Raw genomic sequence first — 18,176 nt, forward strand, 5'->3', positions numbered from 1 at the left:
CGCGCTGACCTGCATCGGGATTGGCATATAGTCGCACCCATGCAGCTTGATTCGACGCCTTCGCCCCTGCCGACGCTTCCGCTCCGATTCGGAACCCCACTGACCGAGAACTCCATCCGCGTGATGATGTTGGGATCAGGCGAGTTGGGTAAGGAAGTTGTCATCGCGCTGCAGCGTCTGGGCGTCGAAGTGATTGCGGTGGATCGGTATCCCGATGCCCCTGGGCACCAGGTGGCTCATCGTGCTCATACCGTCGACATGACCGATCCGGAAGCACTGCTTGCCGTCATCGAGTTGGAAAAGCCTCACTTCGTGGTTCCCGAGATCGAGGCCATCGCGACGGATGCGCTTGCACTCGTCGAAGAACGCGGGGGTGCGGTGGTCATTCCGACCGCCCGAGCCACCCAGCTCACGATGAACCGTGAGGGAATCCGTCGGCTCGCGGCCGAGGAGTTGGGCCTGCCCACTTCGCCGTACGCTTTCGCGGACTCGCTTGCCGAAGTGCAGGCAGCGACAGACCGAATCGGTTTCCCGTGCGTCATCAAGCCAGTCATGTCCTCGTCGGGGAAGGGACAGTCGACGGTGCGATCCGCCGAAGATCTCGACGCCGCATGGGATTACGCGATGGCCGGAGGTCGTGTGAATCACGGCCGGGTGATCGTCGAAGGCTTTGTCGATTTCGATTACGAGATAACGCAATTGACAGTTCGAGCCGTCGGTGAGAGCGGTCAGGTCGAGACGTCGTTCTGCGAACCGATCGGGCACCTGCAGGAGGCCGGAGACTACATCGAATCGTGGCAGCCGCAGCAGATGTCCGCGGTTGCCCTCGCCTCGGCCCGAGACGTCGCCGAGAAGGTGACCACGGCTCTGGGCGGGCGAGGCATCTTCGGCGTCGAGCTATTCGTGAAGGGCGACGACGTCTTCTTCTCCGAAGTGAGCCCACGGCCGCACGACACCGGATTGGTGACTCTGCGGACGCAGCGACTTTCGGAGTTCGAACTGCATGCCCGCGCGATCCTGGGCTTGCCGGTCGACACGACGCTCACGTCTCCGGGAGCATCGGCAGTGATCTACGGCGGAGTGGAGGCAAAGGGGATCGGATTCGACGGCGTCGCCGAGGCGCTCGCGGTTCCCGAGACGGACCTGCGGCTCTTCGGCAAGCCGGAGAGCTTCACGCGTCGTCGCATGGGTGTTGCAGTGTCGACGGCCGCCGACGTGCCTACTGCACGCGACCGTGCTCGCGAGGCTGCGTCGAAGGTGCGTCCCGTCGGATGAGTCCAGCGGCCGAGGTCCTCGTCGGGCTGGTCATCCTGGTCGGTCTGATCGGTGTCGTCGTTCCGATTCTCCCGGGGACGCTTCTCGTTTTCGGTGCAATTCTGGTGTGGGCGATCATGACCGGTGGTGCCACGGCGTGGACGGTGTTCGCGCTGTCCGCGCTGGCACTGGTGGTCACCGGGATCGTGAAGTACACGTGGCCGGGCAAGCGGATGAAGTCCGGGGGAGTGCCCAACCTGTCGGTGGTGGTCGGCGGCGTCGTCGGCATCATCGGGTTCTTCGTGATTCCGGTCGTGGGGTTGTTCCTCGGATTCATCGTTGGAACGTATTTCGCGGAACTAGCGCGGCTGCGCCGTTACGACATCGCTTGGTCGTCGACGCTTCACGCGGTGAAGGCAGTCGGATTGTCCATGCTGGTGGAACTGTTCGGAGCGCTGATCGCGGCGGGGCTGTGGCTGGGAGCCGTTGCGTTCACCTGAGCGCAGCGGTACCAGGAGCGGGCGTTGTCACACATGACCGCGGGCAGGTCGTCGCCGACAGCGTCGGCGATCACGTCCAGGTCGTGGACCTCGAACGCTCGACGTGCCCGTGTACCGGGTAGATCGGTGCCGAACATCAGCGCAGCGGGATTGACCGCGTGGATCTGGCGCAGCACATCGCTGACGTCGGAGATGGTGGTGCGGCCGAACCCGGTGGCTTTGACGCGCACTCCGCGGTCGACGAGGTTGAGGAGATACGGCAGTCCGCGGGTGGACATTCCCAAATGGTCGATGCTCACCGCGGGCAATTTGGCGAAGACCGGTTCCAACGACAGCAACAGCGTGGCATCGACGTAGAACTCGGCGTGCCAGCCGACCAGATCGAATGCGCGGTTGGCAAGATCGGCAAGCAGACGCAGGTCGGTGGCGCCGCGGCGCAGGTTGAACCGGACGGCACGTACTCCCAGTGCGTCCAGAGCAACGATGTCTTCATCCGTCGCATCGAGCGGCAAAGCAGTGACGCCCACCCAGCCTTCACCGAGTTCGGACAAGGCAGCTTTCAGGTATTCCTGGTCATTGCCCTGGTACGACGCGGTCACCACCGCGCCGCCGTCAACGCTGAGGCCCTTCAGCGAGGCAATCCGGGCCCGGTAATCGGCCACGGTGAAGGGCTCAGGCAGGTACCCGTGATTCTCGACCAGCGGGAAGCGCGGGTCGATGATATGCACATGGGCGTCAAACACGGGGTCTATTTTGCCCTGTTGCCCTGGGTCCCTGCACACACCACCGGCCCGATGTGACCTGGGTCGCGTCGGGCCGGTGGAGGGCTTCTGTTCAGTTACTTCCGCGCACTCAGTTCGCGCGGTCGGGCTCGGATGCCTTCAGCATGTCGTGACGCTCGACGACCTTGATGCGCTCACGGCCCTCGGGCTCGCCCAGGCTGCGCTCGTGCGCGTCGAGGCGGTACCAGCCCTGCCAGGTCGTGTACGGAACCTGCTTGCCTTCGAGGAACTCGATGACGGCGTTCTCGTCGGGGTTCGCGGCGCCCGCGAAGTCGACGGAATCCTCGAGAAGATTCGCGACGGTTTCGTTGGCGTCACCCTTGGTGTGGCCGATGAGGCCGACGGGGCCGCGCTTGATCCAGCCGGTGACGTAGGTGGCCGGCATGAACCGGGCTGCGCCCTCGGCGTTGTCGTCGGCGACGACGCGTCCGGCGTCGTTGGGGACGGTGCCGGCCTGGTCGTCGAACGGCAACTGCGTGATGTTCTGCGAGAGGTAACCGACGGCGCGGTACACGGCCTGGACATCCCAGTCCTTGTACGTGCCGGTGCCCTTGACGTTGCCGGTGCCGTCGAGCTGAGTGCGCTCGGTGCGCAGGCCGACGACCTTGCCGTCTTCACCGAGGATCTCCGTGGGAGATTCGAAGAAGTGCAGGAACAGCTTGTGAGGACGGGCTCCGACGTCGCGAATTGCCCAGTCCTGCAGCGTATTCGCAACCATGTCGACCTGCTTGGAGTTGCGGCGAGCCTGCTCGGAACCCTCGTCGTAGTCGATGTCCTCGGGGTCGACGATGACCTCGATGGTCGGCGAGTGGTCGAGTTCGCGCAGTTCGAGAGGGGTGAACTTGGCCTGGGCCGGGCCGCGGCGTCCGAAGACGTGAACCTCGACGGCCTTGTTGTTCTTGAGGCCCTCGTAGACGTTGGCGGGGATCTCGGTCGGCAGCAGTTCGTCGCCGGTCTTGGCGAGAACGCGGGCGATGTCGAGGGCAACGTTGCCGACGCCGAGGACGGCGACCTTCTCGGCTTCGAGCGGCCACGTACGCGGTACGTCGGGGTGGCCGTCGTACCAGGAGACGAAGTCGGCCGCGCCGTAGCTGCCGTCGAGTTCGATGCCCGGGATGCCGAGCGCACGGTCGGCGTTGGCGCCGGTGGAGAAGATGACCGCGTCGTAGAACGACTGCAGGTCGTCGAGGGTGATGTCGGTGCCGTAGTCGATGTTGCCGAGCAGGCGTACCTGAGGCTTGTCGAGCACCTTGTGCAGGGCGGTGATGATGCCCTTGATGCGCGGATGATCAGGCGCGACGCCGTAACGAATCAGGCCGAAGGGCGCGGGCATGCGCTCGAAGAGGTCGATGCTGACGCCGCGGCCGGAAACTGCGGTGTCGGATTTCATGAGGGCGTCGGCGGCGTAGATGCCGGCGGGGCCGGCGCCGACGATCGCGACCCGGAGTGGGCGGTTGGAGTCAGTCATCGTGAGGACAGCTACCTTCTTCGAAGTTCGGACAACATATCGACAAGTATCCAATTTAGCCGAACCTAAGCACAGTGCCTCGGTTGCGGCCGAACGGATCCACACTCTCACTCGATCGGTTGTGGGTAAACCTATTCTTTCCTCCCATTCTCCTGTTGTCTCGGGTATCCGGGGTAGGGGCCTGATCCTTGACGGGCCACAATTTCTAGTTGTGGGGGACTATTGGCGTTATGAGTGACGAGCTGCGCGAATCCGACAACATCGATGGCAAGAAGGCGTCTGCGGGGCCGTTCCTCTTGGCTGTCGCCATCGTCGCCTTGATCCTGGGTGGAATCTTCGTCGCATCGTGGATCTCGCCGGCCGAGGAGAACGTCACCGAGTCGGACCGCGTGAGCCGCTCCGTCACCGACTACGTCGATGCCGAGAATCGGAATGACGCGGAGACGATCAAGACCCTGACCTGCGCGAGCTTCAATTCGAGCAACGGTCCTATGGCCGGCGTCGACGGGACGGTCGAGCTGAAGGGTGTGGACGGGGTCGCGGTCAACGGCGATCGCGCCCGGGCCGACGTGACGATCACCGGTGGCGGAGCGGGCGAGCGAGTCTCGACCTGGGCCCTGACCCGTGACGGCAACCGTTGGGTCGTCTGCAACTGACGGCCCGCTCAGGCGCTCACGGCAGTCTTGTGAAAACATGGACTACGTGAGTTACGCAGGCGATCTGACGCCGGAGCACGCCTGGGAGCTGCTCCGCGAAAACCCCGACGCCGTGCTGGTCGACGTGCGGACCGATGCGGAGTGGAAGTACGTCGGTGTCCCCGATGTGTCCTCCCTCGGCAAGCAGGCCGCACTGATCGAATGGGTGAGCCACCCGACCGGCGCGCGCAATGACAACTTCGTCGACCAGTTGAAGGAAGCCGGCATCACTGCTGATTCCTCCGGGTCGGAGCGTCCGGTGATTTTCCTGTGTCGATCCGGACAGCGTTCCATCGGTGCGGCGGAAGCTGCGACTGCGGCGGGCATCGGCCCGTCGTACAACGTGCTCGACGGGTTCGAAGGCGCATTGGGTGCCGACGGACATCGCGGACTTGTAGGTTGGCGGGCCATCGGCTTGCCGTGGAGGCAGCAGTGAGCGGAATTCCCCAGGGTGGCGCATTTCAACGGGCGCTGCCGGACGACGTCGGTCTCGGCACTCTCGGTGTTCGCGGCGGACTGATGCGTACCGGGTTCGAGGAGACTTCCGAAGCGCTGTTCCTCAACTCCGGATTCGTCTACGAGAGTGCAGAAGCCGCCGAACAAGCCTTCACCGGCGAGGTGGATCATTTTGTCTACTCCCGCTACGGCAACCCGACGGTCAAGATGTTCGAAGAGCGCCTGCGTCTCATCGAAGGTGCAGAAGCCTGCTTTGCGACTGCCAGCGGAATGTCGGCAGTCTTCACGGCGTTGGGCGCACTGTTGGCCAACGGCGACCGATTGGTGGCTGCGCGCAGCCTCTTCGGATCCTGCTTCGTCGTGTGCAACGAGATTCTTCCGCGCTGGGGAGTCGAGGTCGTCTTCGTCGACGGTGAAGACAACGCGCAGTGGGAAGAGGCGCTGTCCGTGCCTACCACGGCAGTGTTCTTCGAGACGCCGTCCAACCCGATGCAATCTCTCGTCGACGTTCGACGGGTGTCGGAGCTTGCTCATGCAGCCGGTGCAAAGGTAGTGCTGGACAACGTCTTCGCGACGCCGCTTCTGCAGCGCAGCCTCGATCTGGGCGCCGACGTCGTTGTGTACTCCGGCACCAAGCACATCGACGGTCAGGGGCGCGTGCTCGGTGGCGCGATTCTCGGAACCGAGGAATACATCAGTGGTCCCGTCCGAGAACTGATGCGGCACACCGGTCCTGCGCTCAGTCCATTCAATGCGTGGACTCTGCTCAAGGGCCTGGAGACGATGCCGGTCCGTATTCGGCACTCCGTGGCTTCGGCACTCGAGATCGCCGAATTCCTCGAAGGACACTCCGGCGTCAAGTGGGTCAAGTATCCGTACCTGACGTCGCATCCGCAGCACGAGCTCGCGAAGTCTCAGATGAGCGGTGGCGGAACGGTTGTCACGTTCGAGCTCGATGCGCCTGACGGAGAGGGCAAGAAGCGGGCGTTCGAGGTTCTCAACGGCCTGCGCGTCATCGACATCTCCAACAACTTGGGAGATTCCAAGTCGTTGATCACTCACCCCGCCACGACGACGCACCGGGCCATGGGTCCGGAAGGCCGTGCAGCAGTGGGTCTTACAGACGGCGTTGTCCGTCTGTCCGTCGGGCTCGAAGACACGGCTGATCTGTTGGCTGATCTGAAGCGAGCACTCGGCTGAATCGCTGGAGCGCCTTGCCTCGAACTTCCGACGGCAAGGCGTTCTACGGTGCGGGCGTGAGACCCAGTTGTTTGACGTCGATCGTCAACGCCGTCGTATTCAGTGTGAGACCTGAGCTTGTCGTGTCGGTGGGGTAGATCGTGAACAACACCTGCGCCGTCAGATTGGTGTTGTTCAGGGCCGACGTGACCGCGATGAGGTTCGGCGTCGGTGCTGTGCTGTCGTACAGCAGATTGTTGCTCTGATCCGTGACGTACGTGCGAAGGTCGATGTTGGCGGCTGCGAGCCCGCCGCTCAACTTGGTCTTGTCGACTGTCACGTTCGCTTTCAGACGTGGGCCGGTGGCCATCACCTTCGAATCGCAGAAATACGTGTAGTTGAATCCGGGCTTGAGCCGGTAGGTAGTGATGTCCGGGATATATACGAGTGGATTCGGATTGGTGGGCGCGTTGACGTAGACCTGCGAATACCAGCCCCCGCCGCTCGTGGTCACGCATGCTCCCAGATCCAGGGTCCCGGACTGGACAGCGGCGCTTGTCAGGGTCGCACTGTCGGTCCACTTCGCCAATGTGCCCGAACCGCCGAGCAATACGGCTCCGGCCGCGGCAACTGCCATGGCAGCTTTCGTTGTCTTTCTCATCACGGCACCAGCGCCTTGATCTCGTCCGGAAGTTCGCTCGGGGCAGGAGATTCGGCCCAGACTCCCGTTGACGTGTCGATGACGGTGACGCCGCCAGTGGTGATCACATACAACTGATCGGTTCCGGTGAGCCAATGCAGTACAGCGTCGCTGTCAACGGGACCTCGATATACCTCAGCGCCCGATGAATTCGACACGGACACAACCGTTCCGCTGGCAGTCGAGAGCTTCTGGGCGCTGAGACCGGTCGTGGTCGCCGGGGCGTCGACGGGAACCTCGCTCGGGGTGGTCGTAGTTGGTGGCACCGTTGTCGTTGTCGTTGTCGTTGTAGCGGTCGTCGTCTGGGGCGCCGTAGTTGTAGCCGGTGACGAGGTGGTTGTCGACGGTGCAGTTGTGCTGGTGGTTGTCGACGGTGCAGTTGTGCTGGTGGTTGTCACAGCCGGCGCCAATGTCGTGGTGGGCGTGGTGGATGAGGCGGTCGTGGAAGTGACGGCCGTAGTAGGAGTGCTCGGAGCGTCTGCCGCCAGTGCCGGCGCTGCCGATCGACTGAGAGCAGATGTCCCGCTGATCGGACCGCCACACGAGTAGAGCAGGCCGACGAGAATGCTGAATTGGTAGCCGGAGTACGACGGCGTGACCGACGTGCCGCTCAGTCCATGGATTTCGATGTTGTAGGTGCCGACTATGAGCGGGAACGCGACTGTTGTACCGCCCGAGCCGTATCTCATGGAGCCTGTAGTAGACGTTGCGGTGTAGTCATTCGATCCCAACAAGGATCCGTTGCTATCGCGGGCAATTAGACGGTATGAGCTTCCGACAGTCGCGGGCCAGGTGATTGTCACCGCGACCGGAACAACGAGCGCAAAATTCACCGCGCAACTGGCTGTGCTTGGCGACGTGGGAAAGGTTGCAGCAGTGCCGAACTGAATGCTTGTTGCCGTGGCTGTGTCGGTGTACCCCGCCTTGGTGCCACCGATCTGGGACGCACCGACAACAGTGAGGCCGACCGTTGCCAATGCGACGATTGCCTTGAAGGCGTGGGAATCGCCGTGCGCGTCCTGACGATCCAGGCTGGGTTCCCCTTCATCCGGTCTTTTTCGTGGGCGAAATGCGATGTACAGCAGTCCTCCGACGGTAATCGCACCAAGCACAAGCCCACTCGGTCCGGACAGCCAGACTGCCACGTATCCGAGGCGGTTGATGCTGAAGAAGACGCGATCGGCTTCGGTGATGACGTAGGGATCGGGATCGGCGATCGGATTTGCATCACCACGCAGTTGTGCGACGGCAAGGTTGTTGCCCTGCTGATCTATTGATTCCACACGATGGGTGATGCGCGTGCCTTGGCTGTCGGAGACGCTGACGATGTCACCGACCAGCACTTCCGAAGCAGGCACGGTGCGCGCGAATGCGAGAGCACCGGTATCGATCGTGGGTGACATCGATCCACTCCGAAAGATCAGCGGGGTGATACCGAAAGCCAGACCGGCGATGAAAATGATGAGGGATACCAAGCCTGCGAGGGCTCCCAGACTGAGCAGGACTTCCCGTACCCGGTTCGGCATCGAGGCCTTTGCATGTTTTTTCGTGTGTCGAGCCATTGCCATCACACCTTTGCCGTGAAGGTCAGGACGATGTTCGACGTGCTGTTCGTCGGCGGTGTCGGTGTTGTCGGAAGCTGCACCGAGACACATAAATTCTCGGTAGCCCCTACCGCCAGTGGGCGGTCGGGGCTACCGATGGCTTGATTCGCGGTGAGTGTCAGCGCGAGCGAGGACACCACGTTGGTGCCGTCAGTGCACTTGTTGGCAACAGTTCCGTTGGAGGAAACCGTCATTCGTAGAGAAGTCGTCAACGCACCATCACTCGTAGACGTGATCGTGTACTTCAGTGGGACAGTTGACGCTGTGCCCAGGTTGTTGACCTTGATCAGAGCGGTGTTCGAATCACCGGGAATCATTCCGGACTTGCCAAGCTCACTGAAATTCAGGGACTTGGTCAGGGTGGGCTGGGCGGTGCTGTTCAACTGCAGATTGATAGAACCCGTCGTGATGTTGCCCGAGGTTGCCGTGGCGGAAGACGTCCAGGCCGCGAGCGTGGTCACTCCGCCGACACCAAGCACCATCCCCAGCGCGAGCAGCGCGCGAAAACGCGTGCTGGTCAACAGGTGACGAATCCGATGGGCCGGACGGTCAGGGCGCGAGGGCATCGTGCTGGCCTTTCTCGATCTGGGCGGAGTCTGCGGGCGCGAAAGTTGCAGGGTCAGGAGCCAATCGGGCTCGAGCTCGCTCCTTCCGGCCGTCACGGATGCCGCTGATCATCATGTACGACGCGTACAGCAGTAGAGCGGTCACGACTATCACCACGATCACGGTGCGCTGCTCTCCCGTCAGCCAGGTGTTCACGTAACCGAGATAAGGCAGGCTGTACCAGACCTTTCCCCGGATCTGCACCGGCCGTACTTCCTTCTCGTCAGGCTCACCGTTCGCATCGCCCTGGGTGATGAAAGTTCTTTCACCCTTCTGGTTTTCACTTGTGGCGATGATCCGGTGCGTGACGACGGTCGGCTGACCCGATTCCAGCTGGTACGTAATAGGTGTACCGATCCCCAGTTCGGACGGATCGACAGGTTTGACCACTACCAGTGATCCAGGGTTGTACGTCGGGCGCATCGAACCGGTCAGAATCGTGAAGCGCTGTGCTCCGGCAAAGAAGGGAACGACAATCGTTGCGACGATGACTGCCGAAATTGCCAGCAGCAGTGTCCAGCTGACAATCGAGGTGACCCACCACAGAGGGCCGGTACGTTCACCGCGTTTGGTCGAGTGTTTTGTCATACCGGACCTGCCTGGAACGTGAAGGTGGCCTTGTTCGTTTGACCGGAGACCGCACCAGAGTCCACCGCGAGCCGCAGACACAAGACGTAGGTGCCGCCAGGCACGAGCGGATCCGGCATGTACGCCGGTGAAACCGGGTGCTGCAGCGACGCGGTCATCGGTGCTGACATCAGGGATGGAACCGCAGGAGCTGCCGTGTTCACGCCGGTCGGGCAGGCGCCTTCGTTGTCGACGCCGTACGTGGTCAACGTGAATCCCGGAAGTGGCGTGGTCGTCGACTGCATTCGCCACCGCAGAGGATCAGCCCCCGAATTCTTGACGGTGAGCGGTGCTTGCACCGTGTTTCCCGGGACAACGGGCGTCGCGGCCGTCGTCAAGTTCGCCAGGGTGTACGCCGCACTGGTTCCGGCAGATGTACCAACCGTGAGGTTGACGCTGGCGGCTGTCGCCGTACCGCCATTCGCGCTCGCCGAATCGGACCACAGCGCGAGCGACTGCTGCGACGATGCGAACACCGCTACAGCAGCCACCGCGACTGCGATCGCTCCCCAGACCTTTTTCCTCATGAAATTACGGGGCCGGTGTCAGTGCTGTCTGAGTGACGACCAACTTCATCGCCGACAAGTTCAGCGACTGGTTCTGCGCGACCTGATTGGCCACCTCGTTGAAGTTCAGCCGGACTCCGACGTGGACGATCGTTCCGTTCTGGGCTTTGGTGATCTGCGAAATCGGGTTGCCACCAGTGTCCTTGATTGTCGTCACGGGCACGACAGCAGCGGCAAGCTCGGCGCTGTTCGCACCCGGAACGATTCCGGCCGTATCAGCGGTCAGAACAGCCGCGAGACGATCGCCCACTGCGGTCACAGTGACGTCGCAGGTGTATTCGATGCTTTCGGTCGTGACGACGCGGTAGGCCGAAATGTTGGTGATCGCGGTCTTCGTCGGGTTGAGGGAGTTCCAACCCCCGCCGACCGGTGCGCAAGAGCTCAGGTCGAGGGCGCCGGACGTGACGGGCCCGCCGCCACTGACGTCGGCCGAATCGCTCCAGACTGCGAGCGAGCCGGCACCGCCGAGGAGGAGGGCACCGGCCGCCGCAGCAGCGATCGCACCCTTGGTCTGCTTCTTCATGAAAATCTCATTTCATGTCTGGGACCCGAAATGGGGCCATTCAGACATGAGTATCAGACACGGCAAACGATTCGTTACCACTTTTCGAAAAATCAATTTTACGACTGGAGTCCAACTGTCACTCGGTGTCGAAATGATCTTTGACCTGCGTCTAACTACTCGTTTGTAAGTTTGGTACGAATAAAACCGTTGGTTTGTTCAGTTGGACAAAGCGGACGAGTCGGAACCTGGCAAATCTGCTGTTTTTTACCAGTTAATTACCGAGTTTCGGTTTTGTTTTGCAATTTGAATCAATTGTTTGTGTTGCTACGGAATGGATCGGTTGTTGTTCCCACAAGATCAGCGACCGACTCGAGGACGATGGTCGGACGGTAGGGATAGAGCTCTACCGACGCGCGGGTCGAGATCCCGGTCATCACCAGAATCGTCTGCAGTCCGGCTTCGAGGCCACAGACGATGTCGGTATCCATGCGATCACCGATCATCAACGTATTGGCGGAATGAGCGCCGATGGACCGCAGGGCTGAGCGCATCATCAAGGCGTTGGGCTTGCCGACGTAGTAGGGATCGCGTCCGGTCGCCTTGGTGATGAGAGCGGCGACCGAGCCGGTGGCCGGCAGCGAGCCGTCACGCGACGGCCCGGTGGCGTCCGGGTTGGTGGCGATGAACCGCGATCCACGCTCGACCAGGCGAATAGCGGTGGTGATCGCTTCGAAGGAGTACGTTCGCGTCTCGCCGAGGACGACGTAGTCGGGGTCGCTGTCCGTCAGAACGTAACCGATGTCGTGCAGGGCAGTGGTCAGGCCCGATTCGCCGACCACGTAGGCGCTGCCGCCCGGCCGCTGGTTGGCCAGGAACGTCGCGGTTGCGAGCGCTGACGTCCAAATCGACTTCTCCGGGATGTCGAGTCCCGAATTGAGCAGGCGTGCTCGCAGGTCACGCGGGGTGCGGATGGAGTTGTTGGTGAGCACCATGTACGGGATGTCGTTCGACGCCAGCTCTGCCAGGAACGTGTCCGCTCCAGGTATCAAGTGCTCCTCGTGGACGAGAACCCCGTCCATGTCCATGAGGTAGGTCCAACCGGTCTGATCTTCTGTACTGGTCATTACTCCAGTATGTGCGGGTGGCGCCCGATGTGGGCGGTCAAGCGAGAAGGCGCCACAGTCCGATCAGGCCGACGACGACAATCGTGTAGCGCAATGCAGTGGGGGACAGGCGCCGTCCGTAGCGGGCGCCGAGGACGCCACCACCGAGTGAGCCGACGGCGATCAAACCGGCTGCTGCCCAATTGATCTGATCGAATGCCAGAGTGATGTACATCCCTGCTGCAACGATGTTGACGAGCAGCGACAGCAGGTTCTTCGCGCCGTTCATGCGCTGGAGGGTTTCCGGGAGGATGGCACCCATCACACCGATGAGAAGGATGCCCTGCGCGGCAGTGAAGTACCCGCCGTAGATGCCGACTGCAAAAGTGCCGGCGGTCAGGAGCATCAGCCTCTTGGTGGACAGCGTCGTTTCTTCGGTGGAACGCTTCTTGGCCCACGCCTGGATGCGTGGTTGGAGGAGGACGAGCACGAGAGCGAGGACCAGCAGCACCGGAACGATGGTCTCGAACAGTTTCTCGGGTAGATGCATGAGCAACCACGAACCGAGTAGTGCACCGGCGAGTGACGCCGGAATCTGCCACTTCAGTCGGTCCCACTGTCCGGACAGCTCACGTCGGTAGCCCCAGGTACCCGAAACTCCGCCGGCGACGAGCCCGACCGCGTTGGACATGGTTGCGGTCACGGGCGGCATGCCGAAGGCGACCAGGGTGGGAAACGTGATCAGCGTTCCACTGCCGACCACGGCGTTGATCGCGCCCGCGCCGATACCGGCCAACAAGATGAAGAAAGCGTCGAGTCCACTCACTCCGCAGACGGTACGGCAGAGGAAAAGTCAGTCCGGACGGCGGTCCCGGTCTTCATTCGAACGCTCCATTCAACACGCCGAACGCGGCTGCGGACACCGTTGGAATCAATGCGATTTCAACATCGTGGACCCTTCATTTCCCTTGCAGTGCAGGGAAATACAACATTTGACGACTCGACATTTCGCGTCTAGTCTTTGCTCACCATCCAGAGCGACCGAGAGACCTGGCTCGTCGACGTCGCAGCAACCCCCCGAGTGATCGGGAGCGGGTGCTACCGCCAGGACCGATGGAAGGCATCACATGGTTACCACTTCGCACGCTGCGCACAAGCGACGTCACATCGATCTGTGCCGCACCGCTTCGTGTCACTGTCGCTGACCGAACTCTCGTCGTCTTCGCAACTCGAGCGCACCAACTCGAGGACACAGCTGCGTTCCCATTTCCCCGAAAGGTCTATTCGTGATGTCCACTCCGTCAGGTAGCGCGCCGTGAGCGCGCCCACCGATGTCCGCCCCGAAAAGTCGGTGTCCGAGTCGCAACTTCCCGACTCGGAGCTTGTCGTCGCTCGCACCTGGCACCCGCTGCGCTGGGTGATCAGTGCGGTCGTGCTGGTCCTGCTTGCTCAGTTCATCCACGGACTCGTCGTCAACCCCGGCTGGGACTGGCCGACCTTCGCGCAGTACTTCACCGCGAAATCAGTGCTCGCCGCGCTGTGGATGACGATCAAACTGACGCTGTGGGGGACGATCCTCGGATTCGGTCTCGGTGTTTTCCTGGCACTCGGTCGGTTGTCGAAAAACCCGGTCCTGCAGGTGATCGCTTGGACCTACATCTGGGCCTTCCGCTCGATTCCACTCATCGTGCAGCTGCTCTTCTGGTTCAACATCACATACCTGTACCAGACGCTTTCTCTCGGAATACCTTTCGGTCCCGAGTTCTTCACCTTCCAGGTCAGCGGTGTGATCGGCGGATTCACCGCAGCAGTCATCGGTTTGGCGCTGCACCAGGCTGCATACTCGGCCGAGATCATTCGCTCCGGAATCATCTCGGTGGATCACGGTCAGATCGAAGCTGCTCACTCGCTCGGTATTCCGCGCAGTCGCCAGTTCTTCAAGATCGTTCTCCCGCAGGCAATGCGGGCGATCCTCCCCAACGCCGCCAACGAGGTCATCGGACTCTTCAAGGGAACGTCGATCGTCTCCACCATGGCAATCGCCGAACTGTTCTACCAGGTGCAGGTCATCTTCGGCCGCAACGGACGAGTCGTGCCCCTGCTGATGGTCGCCACGATCTGGTACATCATCCTCACGACGTTGCTCTCGATCGGTCAGTACTACGTGGAGCGCCACTATGCACGAGGATCCGCCCGTGCTCTTCCGTTGACTCCGGTACAGAAGGCGCGCAAGAAGTTCGAAGAGATTCGCGATGCGCGTCTCGATATTCCGAGAGGTGCGACCCGATGACCGCAGAACTGGCCGAAGATACGGTGTACGCCGTCGAAGCACGCGGAATTCACAAGTCCTTCGGCACGCTGGAAGTACTTGCCGGCGTTGATCTCCTGGTCCGCAAGGGCGAAGTGACCGTCATTCTCGGTCCGTCGGGTTCCGGTAAGTCCACCTTGCTGCGCACCCTCAATCACCTCGAGAAGGTCGACCGCGGGACCGTACGGATCGACGGAGAACTGATCGGGTACCGGCGCAAGGGAAATCGGCTCCACGAACTGCGTGACCGCGAGATCCTGAAACAGCGTTCGCACATCGGATTCGTGTTCCAGAACTTCAACCTGTTTCCGCACCTGACCGCGTTGGAAAACGTGGTGGAAGCGCCGCTCTCGGCCCAGAAGCGTGATCGTGACGAGGTGTACCGCGAGGCCCGCGCACTGCTCGAGCGAGTGGGAGTGGGGGACAAGGCGGACGAGTATCCCCGCCAACTCTCCGGTGGCCAGCAACAGCGCGTCGCGATAGCGCGAGCGCTGGCACTGCGGCCGGCGGTCATTCTCTTCGACGAGCCGACGTCGGCGCTCGACCCGGAACTGGTGGGCGAGGTTCTCGAAGTCCTGGCTCAGCTGGCCCGTGACGGCGCCACCTTGGTGATCGTCACACACGAGGTCGGATTTGCTCGGGAAGTGGCGGACACTGCGGTCTTCATGGACGGCGGCGTCATCGTCGAACAGGGCCCGCCTTCGCAGGTGATCGACAATCCGGTCCACGAACGGACCAAAGCCTTTCTCTCCCGCGTCCTCTGACGCGACCCAGACTCATTCCCGGAAGGAAAAATTGATGTTCTCCACATCCCGTCGCGCGACTTTTCTGATCTCGGCGCTTGCCACCGTCGGATTGCTCAGCGCTGCATGCAGCAGCGCGGACGCCGAGTCCGACGGCGCCCAGGTCACCGCTGCTGCGGGTTACAACCTCACGGCCGATCAGAACCGCATCACCACCGACAAGGTGGATTCAATCGCCGCCGAGCTACCTCAGGACATCCGCGATCGTGGCACGCTGCGCGTCACCGGTAGTGCCGGTTCCGCTCCGCCGCTCCGTTTCTACGCCGACGACGACACCACCCTCATCGGTTCCGAGACCGACTTCGCCTATCTGATCGGTGACGTTCTCGGCTTGAAGGTCGACCTGCAGACAGCAGATTGGGCACAGAACTTCGTCCGGATCGACTCCGGTGAGGCCGACGCCTTCCTCTCCAATGTGACTGTCACAGAGGAGCGTAAGGAGAAGTACGACTTCGCGACCTACCGTCTCGACACCCTCGCCTTCGAAGCCAAGAAGGGTGCCGGAATCTCCATCAAGGAACCCAAGGACGTCGCGGGCAAGAAGATCGCCGTCTCCTCGGGCACCAATCAGGAAGCGCTGCTGGTCAAGTGGAGTGAGCAGAACGTCGCGGCCGGCCTGGCGCCTACCGACATCTCCTACTACCAGAACACCACCGACTACTACCTCCCGCTGCAGTCCGGCCGGATCGACGCCTACTTCGGCCCGAACCCGTCGTCGCAGTTCCACGCCAAGCAGTCGGGGGAGACCGAGGTTGTCGGTGAGTTCTCCGGGGCCGGCGACACCCTGCAGGGGCAGATCGCGGTGCTGGTGAAGAAGGACAACGGCCTGATCAAGGCGATCAACGACGCGATCAACCACACGATCGAGAACGGCACGTACCAGCAGATCCTCGAGCGCTGGAACATCACCAGCGAAGCCGTCGACACGTCCCTGATCAACCCGCCCGGCCTTCCGAAGACCAAGTGAGCTCTCGTCCATGAGTGAGATTTTCGATGTGATCGTCATCGGCGGAGGACTCGTCGGGTCCTCCGCCGCCTGGCGGCTCGCGGCACGCGGACGTAGCGTCGTTCAGCTGGAACAGTTCGGGCCGGGGCACAAGCACGGTGCGTCGCACGGTACTTCGCGCATCTATCGGCAGGCGTACGACAATCACCTGTACACAGGTTTGGCGGCCGGCGCGCTGCCGCTGTGGCGGGAGTTGGAGACCACGACGGACATCGGGTTCCTGGAACTCACCGGTGCCGTCGATCACGGCCTGCCGCAGGCAGTGCAGTCCAAGGCGAAGATACTTCTCGAGGCGGGCATCAAGGGTGAGATCCTCACTCCTGCCGAGGCGTCCGCCCGTTGGCCGGGGCTGCGATTCGACACCACGGTGCTCCATCATCCCGACGCAGGCCGGTTGCACGCGGACCGCGCAGTGACCGCCCTGAAGGCGGGAGCGGTGTTTGCCGGTGCCGAGGTCCGTCACGATGTTCGGGTGTTGGCACTCGCGCGAGCGTCCTACGGCGTGGACGTGGTGACGGACAGTGGAACGCTCGCAGCTCGTCAGGTCGTGATCGCGGCCGGTGCGTGGACTGCAGATCTGATCGCAGACAGCGGTCTCGGCTCCGAGATCGTCTTGCCGACGCTGCGCACGACACAGGAACAACCGGCCCACTTTGCACCGCTCGATCCCGGAGTCGAGTGGCCGAGTTTCGTTCACCACACCGGCGCAGAATTGGAGACCGCGGGGATCTACGGGCTCGGTTCCGAGGACGGGATCAAGATCGGCGAACACGCGACCGGGCCGGTGGTGACTCCGCAGACCCGTGACTACACCCCTGGTGTCGACGGAGAGCAGCGATTGGTGGAGTACGCCGAGTCGTGGTTACCCGGTGTCGACACCACCCGTGTCGAGTCGCTCACCTGCCTGTACACGAGCACGCCGGACAGTAACTTCGTCATCGACCGAGTCGGCGCCGTCACAGTGGCGGCGGGGTTCTCGGGGCATGGGTTCAAGTTCGGTCCGGCCTTGGGTGAACTTGTGGCGGACCTCGTCGACGGAACCACCCTCGCTCCGGAAGTTTTCAGGCTGGGGGAGCGTTGACCAGATTCATGGAGGAAAGTGTTGTGGCACTGGAGCTCGGAACTCGGCAGCTCGAGGGTGTCGGAGCGGTAGAGGTCTATTCGGTATCGCAGGACGATCCCTTGGCAGCTCCACTGATCGCGGAGTTGGCACTCGAATACAGTTCGCGTTACGGCGGGACTCGCGAAGCGATGCTCGAGGATCTCACGACGTATCCGGCAGAAGAATTTGCCTACCCGCAGGGTGCGCTTCTGGTGCTCACCCACGACGGTCTGCCGATCGCCGGTGGTGCGTTTCGTCAATTCGATTCCACCACTGCCGAACTGAAGAGAATCTGGACGTCGGTCGACTATCGGAAGCGCGGCCTCGGCAAGGCCGTCGTTCGCGAGTTGGAACGAGAGATCGAACTTCGTGGATACAACCGTGTGTTTCTCACGACGGGTCCTCGGCAGCCGGAGGCCGTCGCGCTGTATCTGTCCAGTGGATACACACCGCTTTACGACGCTTCACTCTCGCCCGAAGAGGTGGGCGTCCACCCGTTCGAGAAACAACTTCGGGTGCTCGAAAATGTGACTCGAGCAGCAATTCCTACCGACCGGGTTGACAACACCCGGGTTTGACCTCGTACACTTGCGAACGACCATCCAGAGCGACCGAGAGACCTGGCTCATTGAAGTCGCAGCAACCCCCCGAGTGAGCGGGTGCGGGTGCTACCGCCAGGACCGATGGAGGAACACGAAATGAAGGCAGTCGAAGGCGGTTTCGATACCGCCTGGTCGCGTCGTCACGTAGACCTGTGCCGCACCGCGGGATCTTTCTGTACCAACTGACCTCTCGGTCAGTCATTCACACTCAGGCGAGTCGTCGACAAGTCTGTTTTCTCTTCTCTCACAAGTGATTCGTGCTCGATCGCCTTTTTCGTCTCAGGCGACGGGTGCGCTCTTCGGCATGCCT

At 62.0% G+C, this 18,176-nt stretch carries 21 protein-coding genes and 2 riboswitches; of the genes, 11 read left to right on the forward strand and 10 right to left on the reverse strand.

Annotated elements, in window-relative coordinates:
- The first annotated feature begins 39 nt into the window (after positions 1 to 39).
- Both purT and P0M12_RS19550 read left to right on the forward strand, forming a co-directional pair.
- Positions 40 to 1,275 carry a formate-dependent phosphoribosylglycinamide formyltransferase gene (gene purT / locus P0M12_RS19545; protein WP_003944342.1) on the forward strand — a complete coding sequence of 412 codons (1,236 nt, stop codon included), beginning with the start codon at positions 40 to 42 and terminating at the stop codon, positions 1,273 to 1,275.
- Positions 1,272 to 1,754, forward strand: coding sequence for a DUF456 domain-containing protein (locus tag P0M12_RS19550; protein ID WP_042924222.1), 483 nt, complete (start codon positions 1,272 to 1,274; stop codon positions 1,752 to 1,754). The genes purT and P0M12_RS19550 overlap by 4 nt, the downstream gene beginning before the upstream one ends.
- On the opposite strand, the gene P0M12_RS19555 is transcribed toward P0M12_RS19550, so the two are convergent.
- Both P0M12_RS19555 and P0M12_RS19560 read right to left on the reverse strand, forming a co-directional pair.
- Complete coding sequence (locus P0M12_RS19555) at positions 1,658 to 2,497, reverse strand: amidohydrolase family protein (protein ID WP_223304639.1); 840 nt, start codon at positions 2,495 to 2,497, stop codon at positions 1,658 to 1,660. The two genes, P0M12_RS19550 and P0M12_RS19555, sit on opposite strands and share 97 nt — an antisense overlap.
- A 109-nt stretch (positions 2,498 to 2,606) precedes the next feature.
- Complete coding sequence (locus P0M12_RS19560) at positions 2,607 to 4,004, reverse strand: FAD-dependent oxidoreductase (protein ID WP_003944405.1); 1,398 nt, start codon at positions 4,002 to 4,004, stop codon at positions 2,607 to 2,609.
- Positions 4,005 to 4,234: 230 nt separating this feature from the next.
- Between P0M12_RS19560 and P0M12_RS19565 the strand changes: the two genes are divergently transcribed.
- Genes P0M12_RS19565 through P0M12_RS19575 form a run of 3 tightly spaced genes read left to right on the forward strand, consistent with a single transcriptional unit; the run spans position 4,235 to position 6,355 of the window.
- Entirely contained in the window at positions 4,235 to 4,660 is a 426-nt protein-coding gene (locus P0M12_RS19565; protein ID WP_007726820.1) for a hypothetical protein, read from the forward strand.
- 46 nt (positions 4,661 to 4,706) lie between these two features.
- Complete coding sequence (locus tag P0M12_RS19570; protein WP_277377929.1) at positions 4,707 to 5,135, forward strand: rhodanese-like domain-containing protein; 429 nt, start codon at positions 4,707 to 4,709, stop codon at positions 5,133 to 5,135.
- Positions 5,132 to 6,355 (forward strand): O-succinylhomoserine sulfhydrylase, encoded by a 1,224-nt coding sequence (locus P0M12_RS19575; RefSeq protein WP_172403504.1) that lies wholly within the window; start codon positions 5,132 to 5,134, stop codon positions 6,353 to 6,355. The genes P0M12_RS19570 and P0M12_RS19575 overlap by 4 nt, the downstream gene beginning before the upstream one ends.
- Before the next feature lie 43 nt (positions 6,356 to 6,398).
- On the opposite strand, the gene P0M12_RS19580 is transcribed toward P0M12_RS19575, so the two are convergent.
- The 8 genes from P0M12_RS19580 to P0M12_RS19615 form a co-directional block, all read right to left on the reverse strand.
- Complete coding sequence (locus tag P0M12_RS19580; RefSeq protein ID WP_047269470.1) at positions 6,399 to 6,995, reverse strand: alternate-type signal peptide domain-containing protein; 597 nt, start codon at positions 6,993 to 6,995, stop codon at positions 6,399 to 6,401.
- Positions 6,995 to 8,596 (reverse strand): hypothetical protein, encoded by a 1,602-nt coding sequence (locus P0M12_RS19585; protein WP_277376727.1) that lies wholly within the window; start codon positions 8,594 to 8,596, stop codon positions 6,995 to 6,997. The genes P0M12_RS19580 and P0M12_RS19585 overlap by 1 nt, the downstream gene beginning before the upstream one ends.
- A gap of 5 nt (positions 8,597 to 8,601) precedes the next feature.
- Positions 8,602 to 9,204 carry a SipW-dependent-type signal peptide-containing protein gene (locus P0M12_RS19590; protein ID WP_218694945.1) on the reverse strand — a complete coding sequence of 201 codons (603 nt, stop codon included), beginning with the start codon at positions 9,202 to 9,204 and terminating at the stop codon, positions 8,602 to 8,604.
- A complete protein-coding gene (locus P0M12_RS19595) occupies positions 9,188 to 9,832 on the reverse strand; it encodes a signal peptidase I (RefSeq protein ID WP_214514580.1) in 645 nt (214 codons plus the stop codon). The genes P0M12_RS19590 and P0M12_RS19595 overlap by 17 nt, the downstream gene beginning before the upstream one ends.
- Positions 9,829 to 10,398 carry a hypothetical protein gene (locus tag P0M12_RS19600; protein WP_047269468.1) on the reverse strand — a complete coding sequence of 190 codons (570 nt, stop codon included), beginning with the start codon at positions 10,396 to 10,398 and terminating at the stop codon, positions 9,829 to 9,831. Before P0M12_RS19600 ends, P0M12_RS19595 begins: the two co-directional genes overlap by 4 nt.
- Before the next feature lie 4 nt (positions 10,399 to 10,402).
- Positions 10,403 to 10,960, reverse strand: a complete 558-nt coding sequence (locus P0M12_RS19605; protein ID WP_205907599.1) for an alternate-type signal peptide domain-containing protein — start codon at positions 10,958 to 10,960, stop codon at positions 10,403 to 10,405.
- A gap of 290 nt (positions 10,961 to 11,250) precedes the next feature.
- Entirely contained in the window at positions 11,251 to 12,066 is an 816-nt protein-coding gene (locus P0M12_RS19610) for an HAD-IIA family hydrolase (protein ID WP_003944345.1), read from the reverse strand.
- Positions 12,067 to 12,103: 37 nt separating this feature from the next.
- Positions 12,104 to 12,871, reverse strand: coding sequence for a sulfite exporter TauE/SafE family protein (locus tag P0M12_RS19615; protein WP_234552041.1), 768 nt, complete (start codon positions 12,869 to 12,871; stop codon positions 12,104 to 12,106).
- 199 nt (positions 12,872 to 13,070) lie between these two features.
- Positions 13,071 to 13,165: riboswitch (SAM riboswitch) on the forward strand.
- A 195-nt stretch (positions 13,166 to 13,360) separates the two neighbouring features.
- Between P0M12_RS19615 and P0M12_RS19620 the strand changes: the two genes are divergently transcribed.
- The 6 genes from P0M12_RS19620 to P0M12_RS30430 all read left to right on the forward strand — a co-directional run bounded on the left by P0M12_RS19620 (position 13,361) and on the right by P0M12_RS30430 (position 18,052).
- Positions 13,361 to 14,335, forward strand: a complete 975-nt coding sequence (locus P0M12_RS19620; protein ID WP_003944440.1) for an amino acid ABC transporter permease — start codon at positions 13,361 to 13,363, stop codon at positions 14,333 to 14,335.
- A 23-nt stretch (positions 14,336 to 14,358) separates the two neighbouring features.
- Positions 14,359 to 15,117 carry an amino acid ABC transporter ATP-binding protein gene (locus P0M12_RS19625; RefSeq protein WP_269456395.1) on the forward strand — a complete coding sequence of 253 codons (759 nt, stop codon included), beginning with the start codon at positions 14,359 to 14,361 and terminating at the stop codon, positions 15,115 to 15,117.
- 34 nt (positions 15,118 to 15,151) lie between these two features.
- Entirely contained in the window at positions 15,152 to 16,123 is a 972-nt protein-coding gene (locus P0M12_RS19630) for an ABC transporter substrate-binding protein (protein ID WP_007726832.1), read from the forward strand.
- 10 nt (positions 16,124 to 16,133) lie between these two features.
- Positions 16,134 to 17,243 carry an FAD-dependent oxidoreductase gene (locus P0M12_RS19635; protein WP_277376728.1) on the forward strand — a complete coding sequence of 370 codons (1,110 nt, stop codon included), beginning with the start codon at positions 16,134 to 16,136 and terminating at the stop codon, positions 17,241 to 17,243.
- Positions 17,244 to 17,251: 8 nt separating this feature from the next.
- Positions 17,252 to 17,842, forward strand: a complete 591-nt coding sequence (locus P0M12_RS19640; protein WP_054826010.1) for a GNAT family N-acetyltransferase — start codon at positions 17,252 to 17,254, stop codon at positions 17,840 to 17,842.
- Between the two features lie 17 nt (positions 17,843 to 17,859).
- A riboswitch (SAM riboswitch) is annotated at positions 17,860 to 17,954 on the forward strand.
- An 8-nt stretch (positions 17,955 to 17,962) separates the two neighbouring features.
- Positions 17,963 to 18,052: a putative leader peptide gene (locus P0M12_RS30430; protein ID WP_310504006.1), complete on the forward strand. Its 90-nt coding sequence runs from the start codon at positions 17,963 to 17,965 to the stop codon at positions 18,050 to 18,052.
- The last annotated feature ends 124 nt before the right edge of the window (positions 18,053 to 18,176 follow it).

Source organism: Rhodococcus sp. RCBS9 (assembly GCF_029457415.1).
GTDB lineage: Bacteria > Actinomycetota > Actinomycetes > Mycobacteriales > Mycobacteriaceae > Rhodococcus_F > Rhodococcus_F qingshengii.

Coding starts and splice junctions, on each gene's coding strand:
- purT (WP_003944342.1), top strand. CDS start 40: ATGCAGCTTGATTCGACGCCTTCGCCCCTGCCGACGCTTCCGCTCCGA.
- P0M12_RS19550 (WP_042924222.1), top strand. CDS start 1,272: ATGAGTCCAGCGGCCGAGGTCCTCGTCGGGCTGGTCATCCTGGTCGGT.
- P0M12_RS19560 (WP_003944405.1), bottom strand. CDS start 4,004: ATGACTGACTCCAACCGCCCACTCCGGGTCGCGATCGTCGGCGCCGGC.
- P0M12_RS19565 (WP_007726820.1), top strand. CDS start 4,235: ATGAGTGACGAGCTGCGCGAATCCGACAACATCGATGGCAAGAAGGCG.
- P0M12_RS19580 (WP_047269470.1), bottom strand. CDS start 6,995: ATGAGAAAGACAACGAAAGCTGCCATGGCAGTTGCCGCGGCCGGAGCC.
- P0M12_RS19585 (WP_277376727.1), bottom strand. CDS start 8,596: ATGGCTCGACACACGAAAAAACATGCAAAGGCCTCGATGCCGAACCGG.
- P0M12_RS19590 (WP_218694945.1), bottom strand. CDS start 9,204: ATGCCCTCGCGCCCTGACCGTCCGGCCCATCGGATTCGTCACCTGTTG.
- P0M12_RS19595 (WP_214514580.1), bottom strand. CDS start 9,832: ATGACAAAACACTCGACCAAACGCGGTGAACGTACCGGCCCTCTGTGG.
- P0M12_RS19600 (WP_047269468.1), bottom strand. CDS start 10,398: ATGAGGAAAAAGGTCTGGGGAGCGATCGCAGTCGCGGTGGCTGCTGTA.
- P0M12_RS19605 (WP_205907599.1), bottom strand. CDS start 10,960: ATGAAGAAGCAGACCAAGGGTGCGATCGCTGCTGCGGCGGCCGGTGCC.
- P0M12_RS19610 (WP_003944345.1), bottom strand. CDS start 12,066: ATGACCAGTACAGAAGATCAGACCGGTTGGACCTACCTCATGGACATG.
- P0M12_RS19630 (WP_007726832.1), top strand. CDS start 15,152: ATGTTCTCCACATCCCGTCGCGCGACTTTTCTGATCTCGGCGCTTGCC.
- P0M12_RS19635 (WP_277376728.1), top strand. CDS start 16,134: ATGAGTGAGATTTTCGATGTGATCGTCATCGGCGGAGGACTCGTCGGG.
- P0M12_RS19640 (WP_054826010.1), top strand. CDS start 17,252: ATGGAGGAAAGTGTTGTGGCACTGGAGCTCGGAACTCGGCAGCTCGAG.
- P0M12_RS30430 (WP_310504006.1), top strand. CDS start 17,963: ATGAAGGCAGTCGAAGGCGGTTTCGATACCGCCTGGTCGCGTCGTCAC.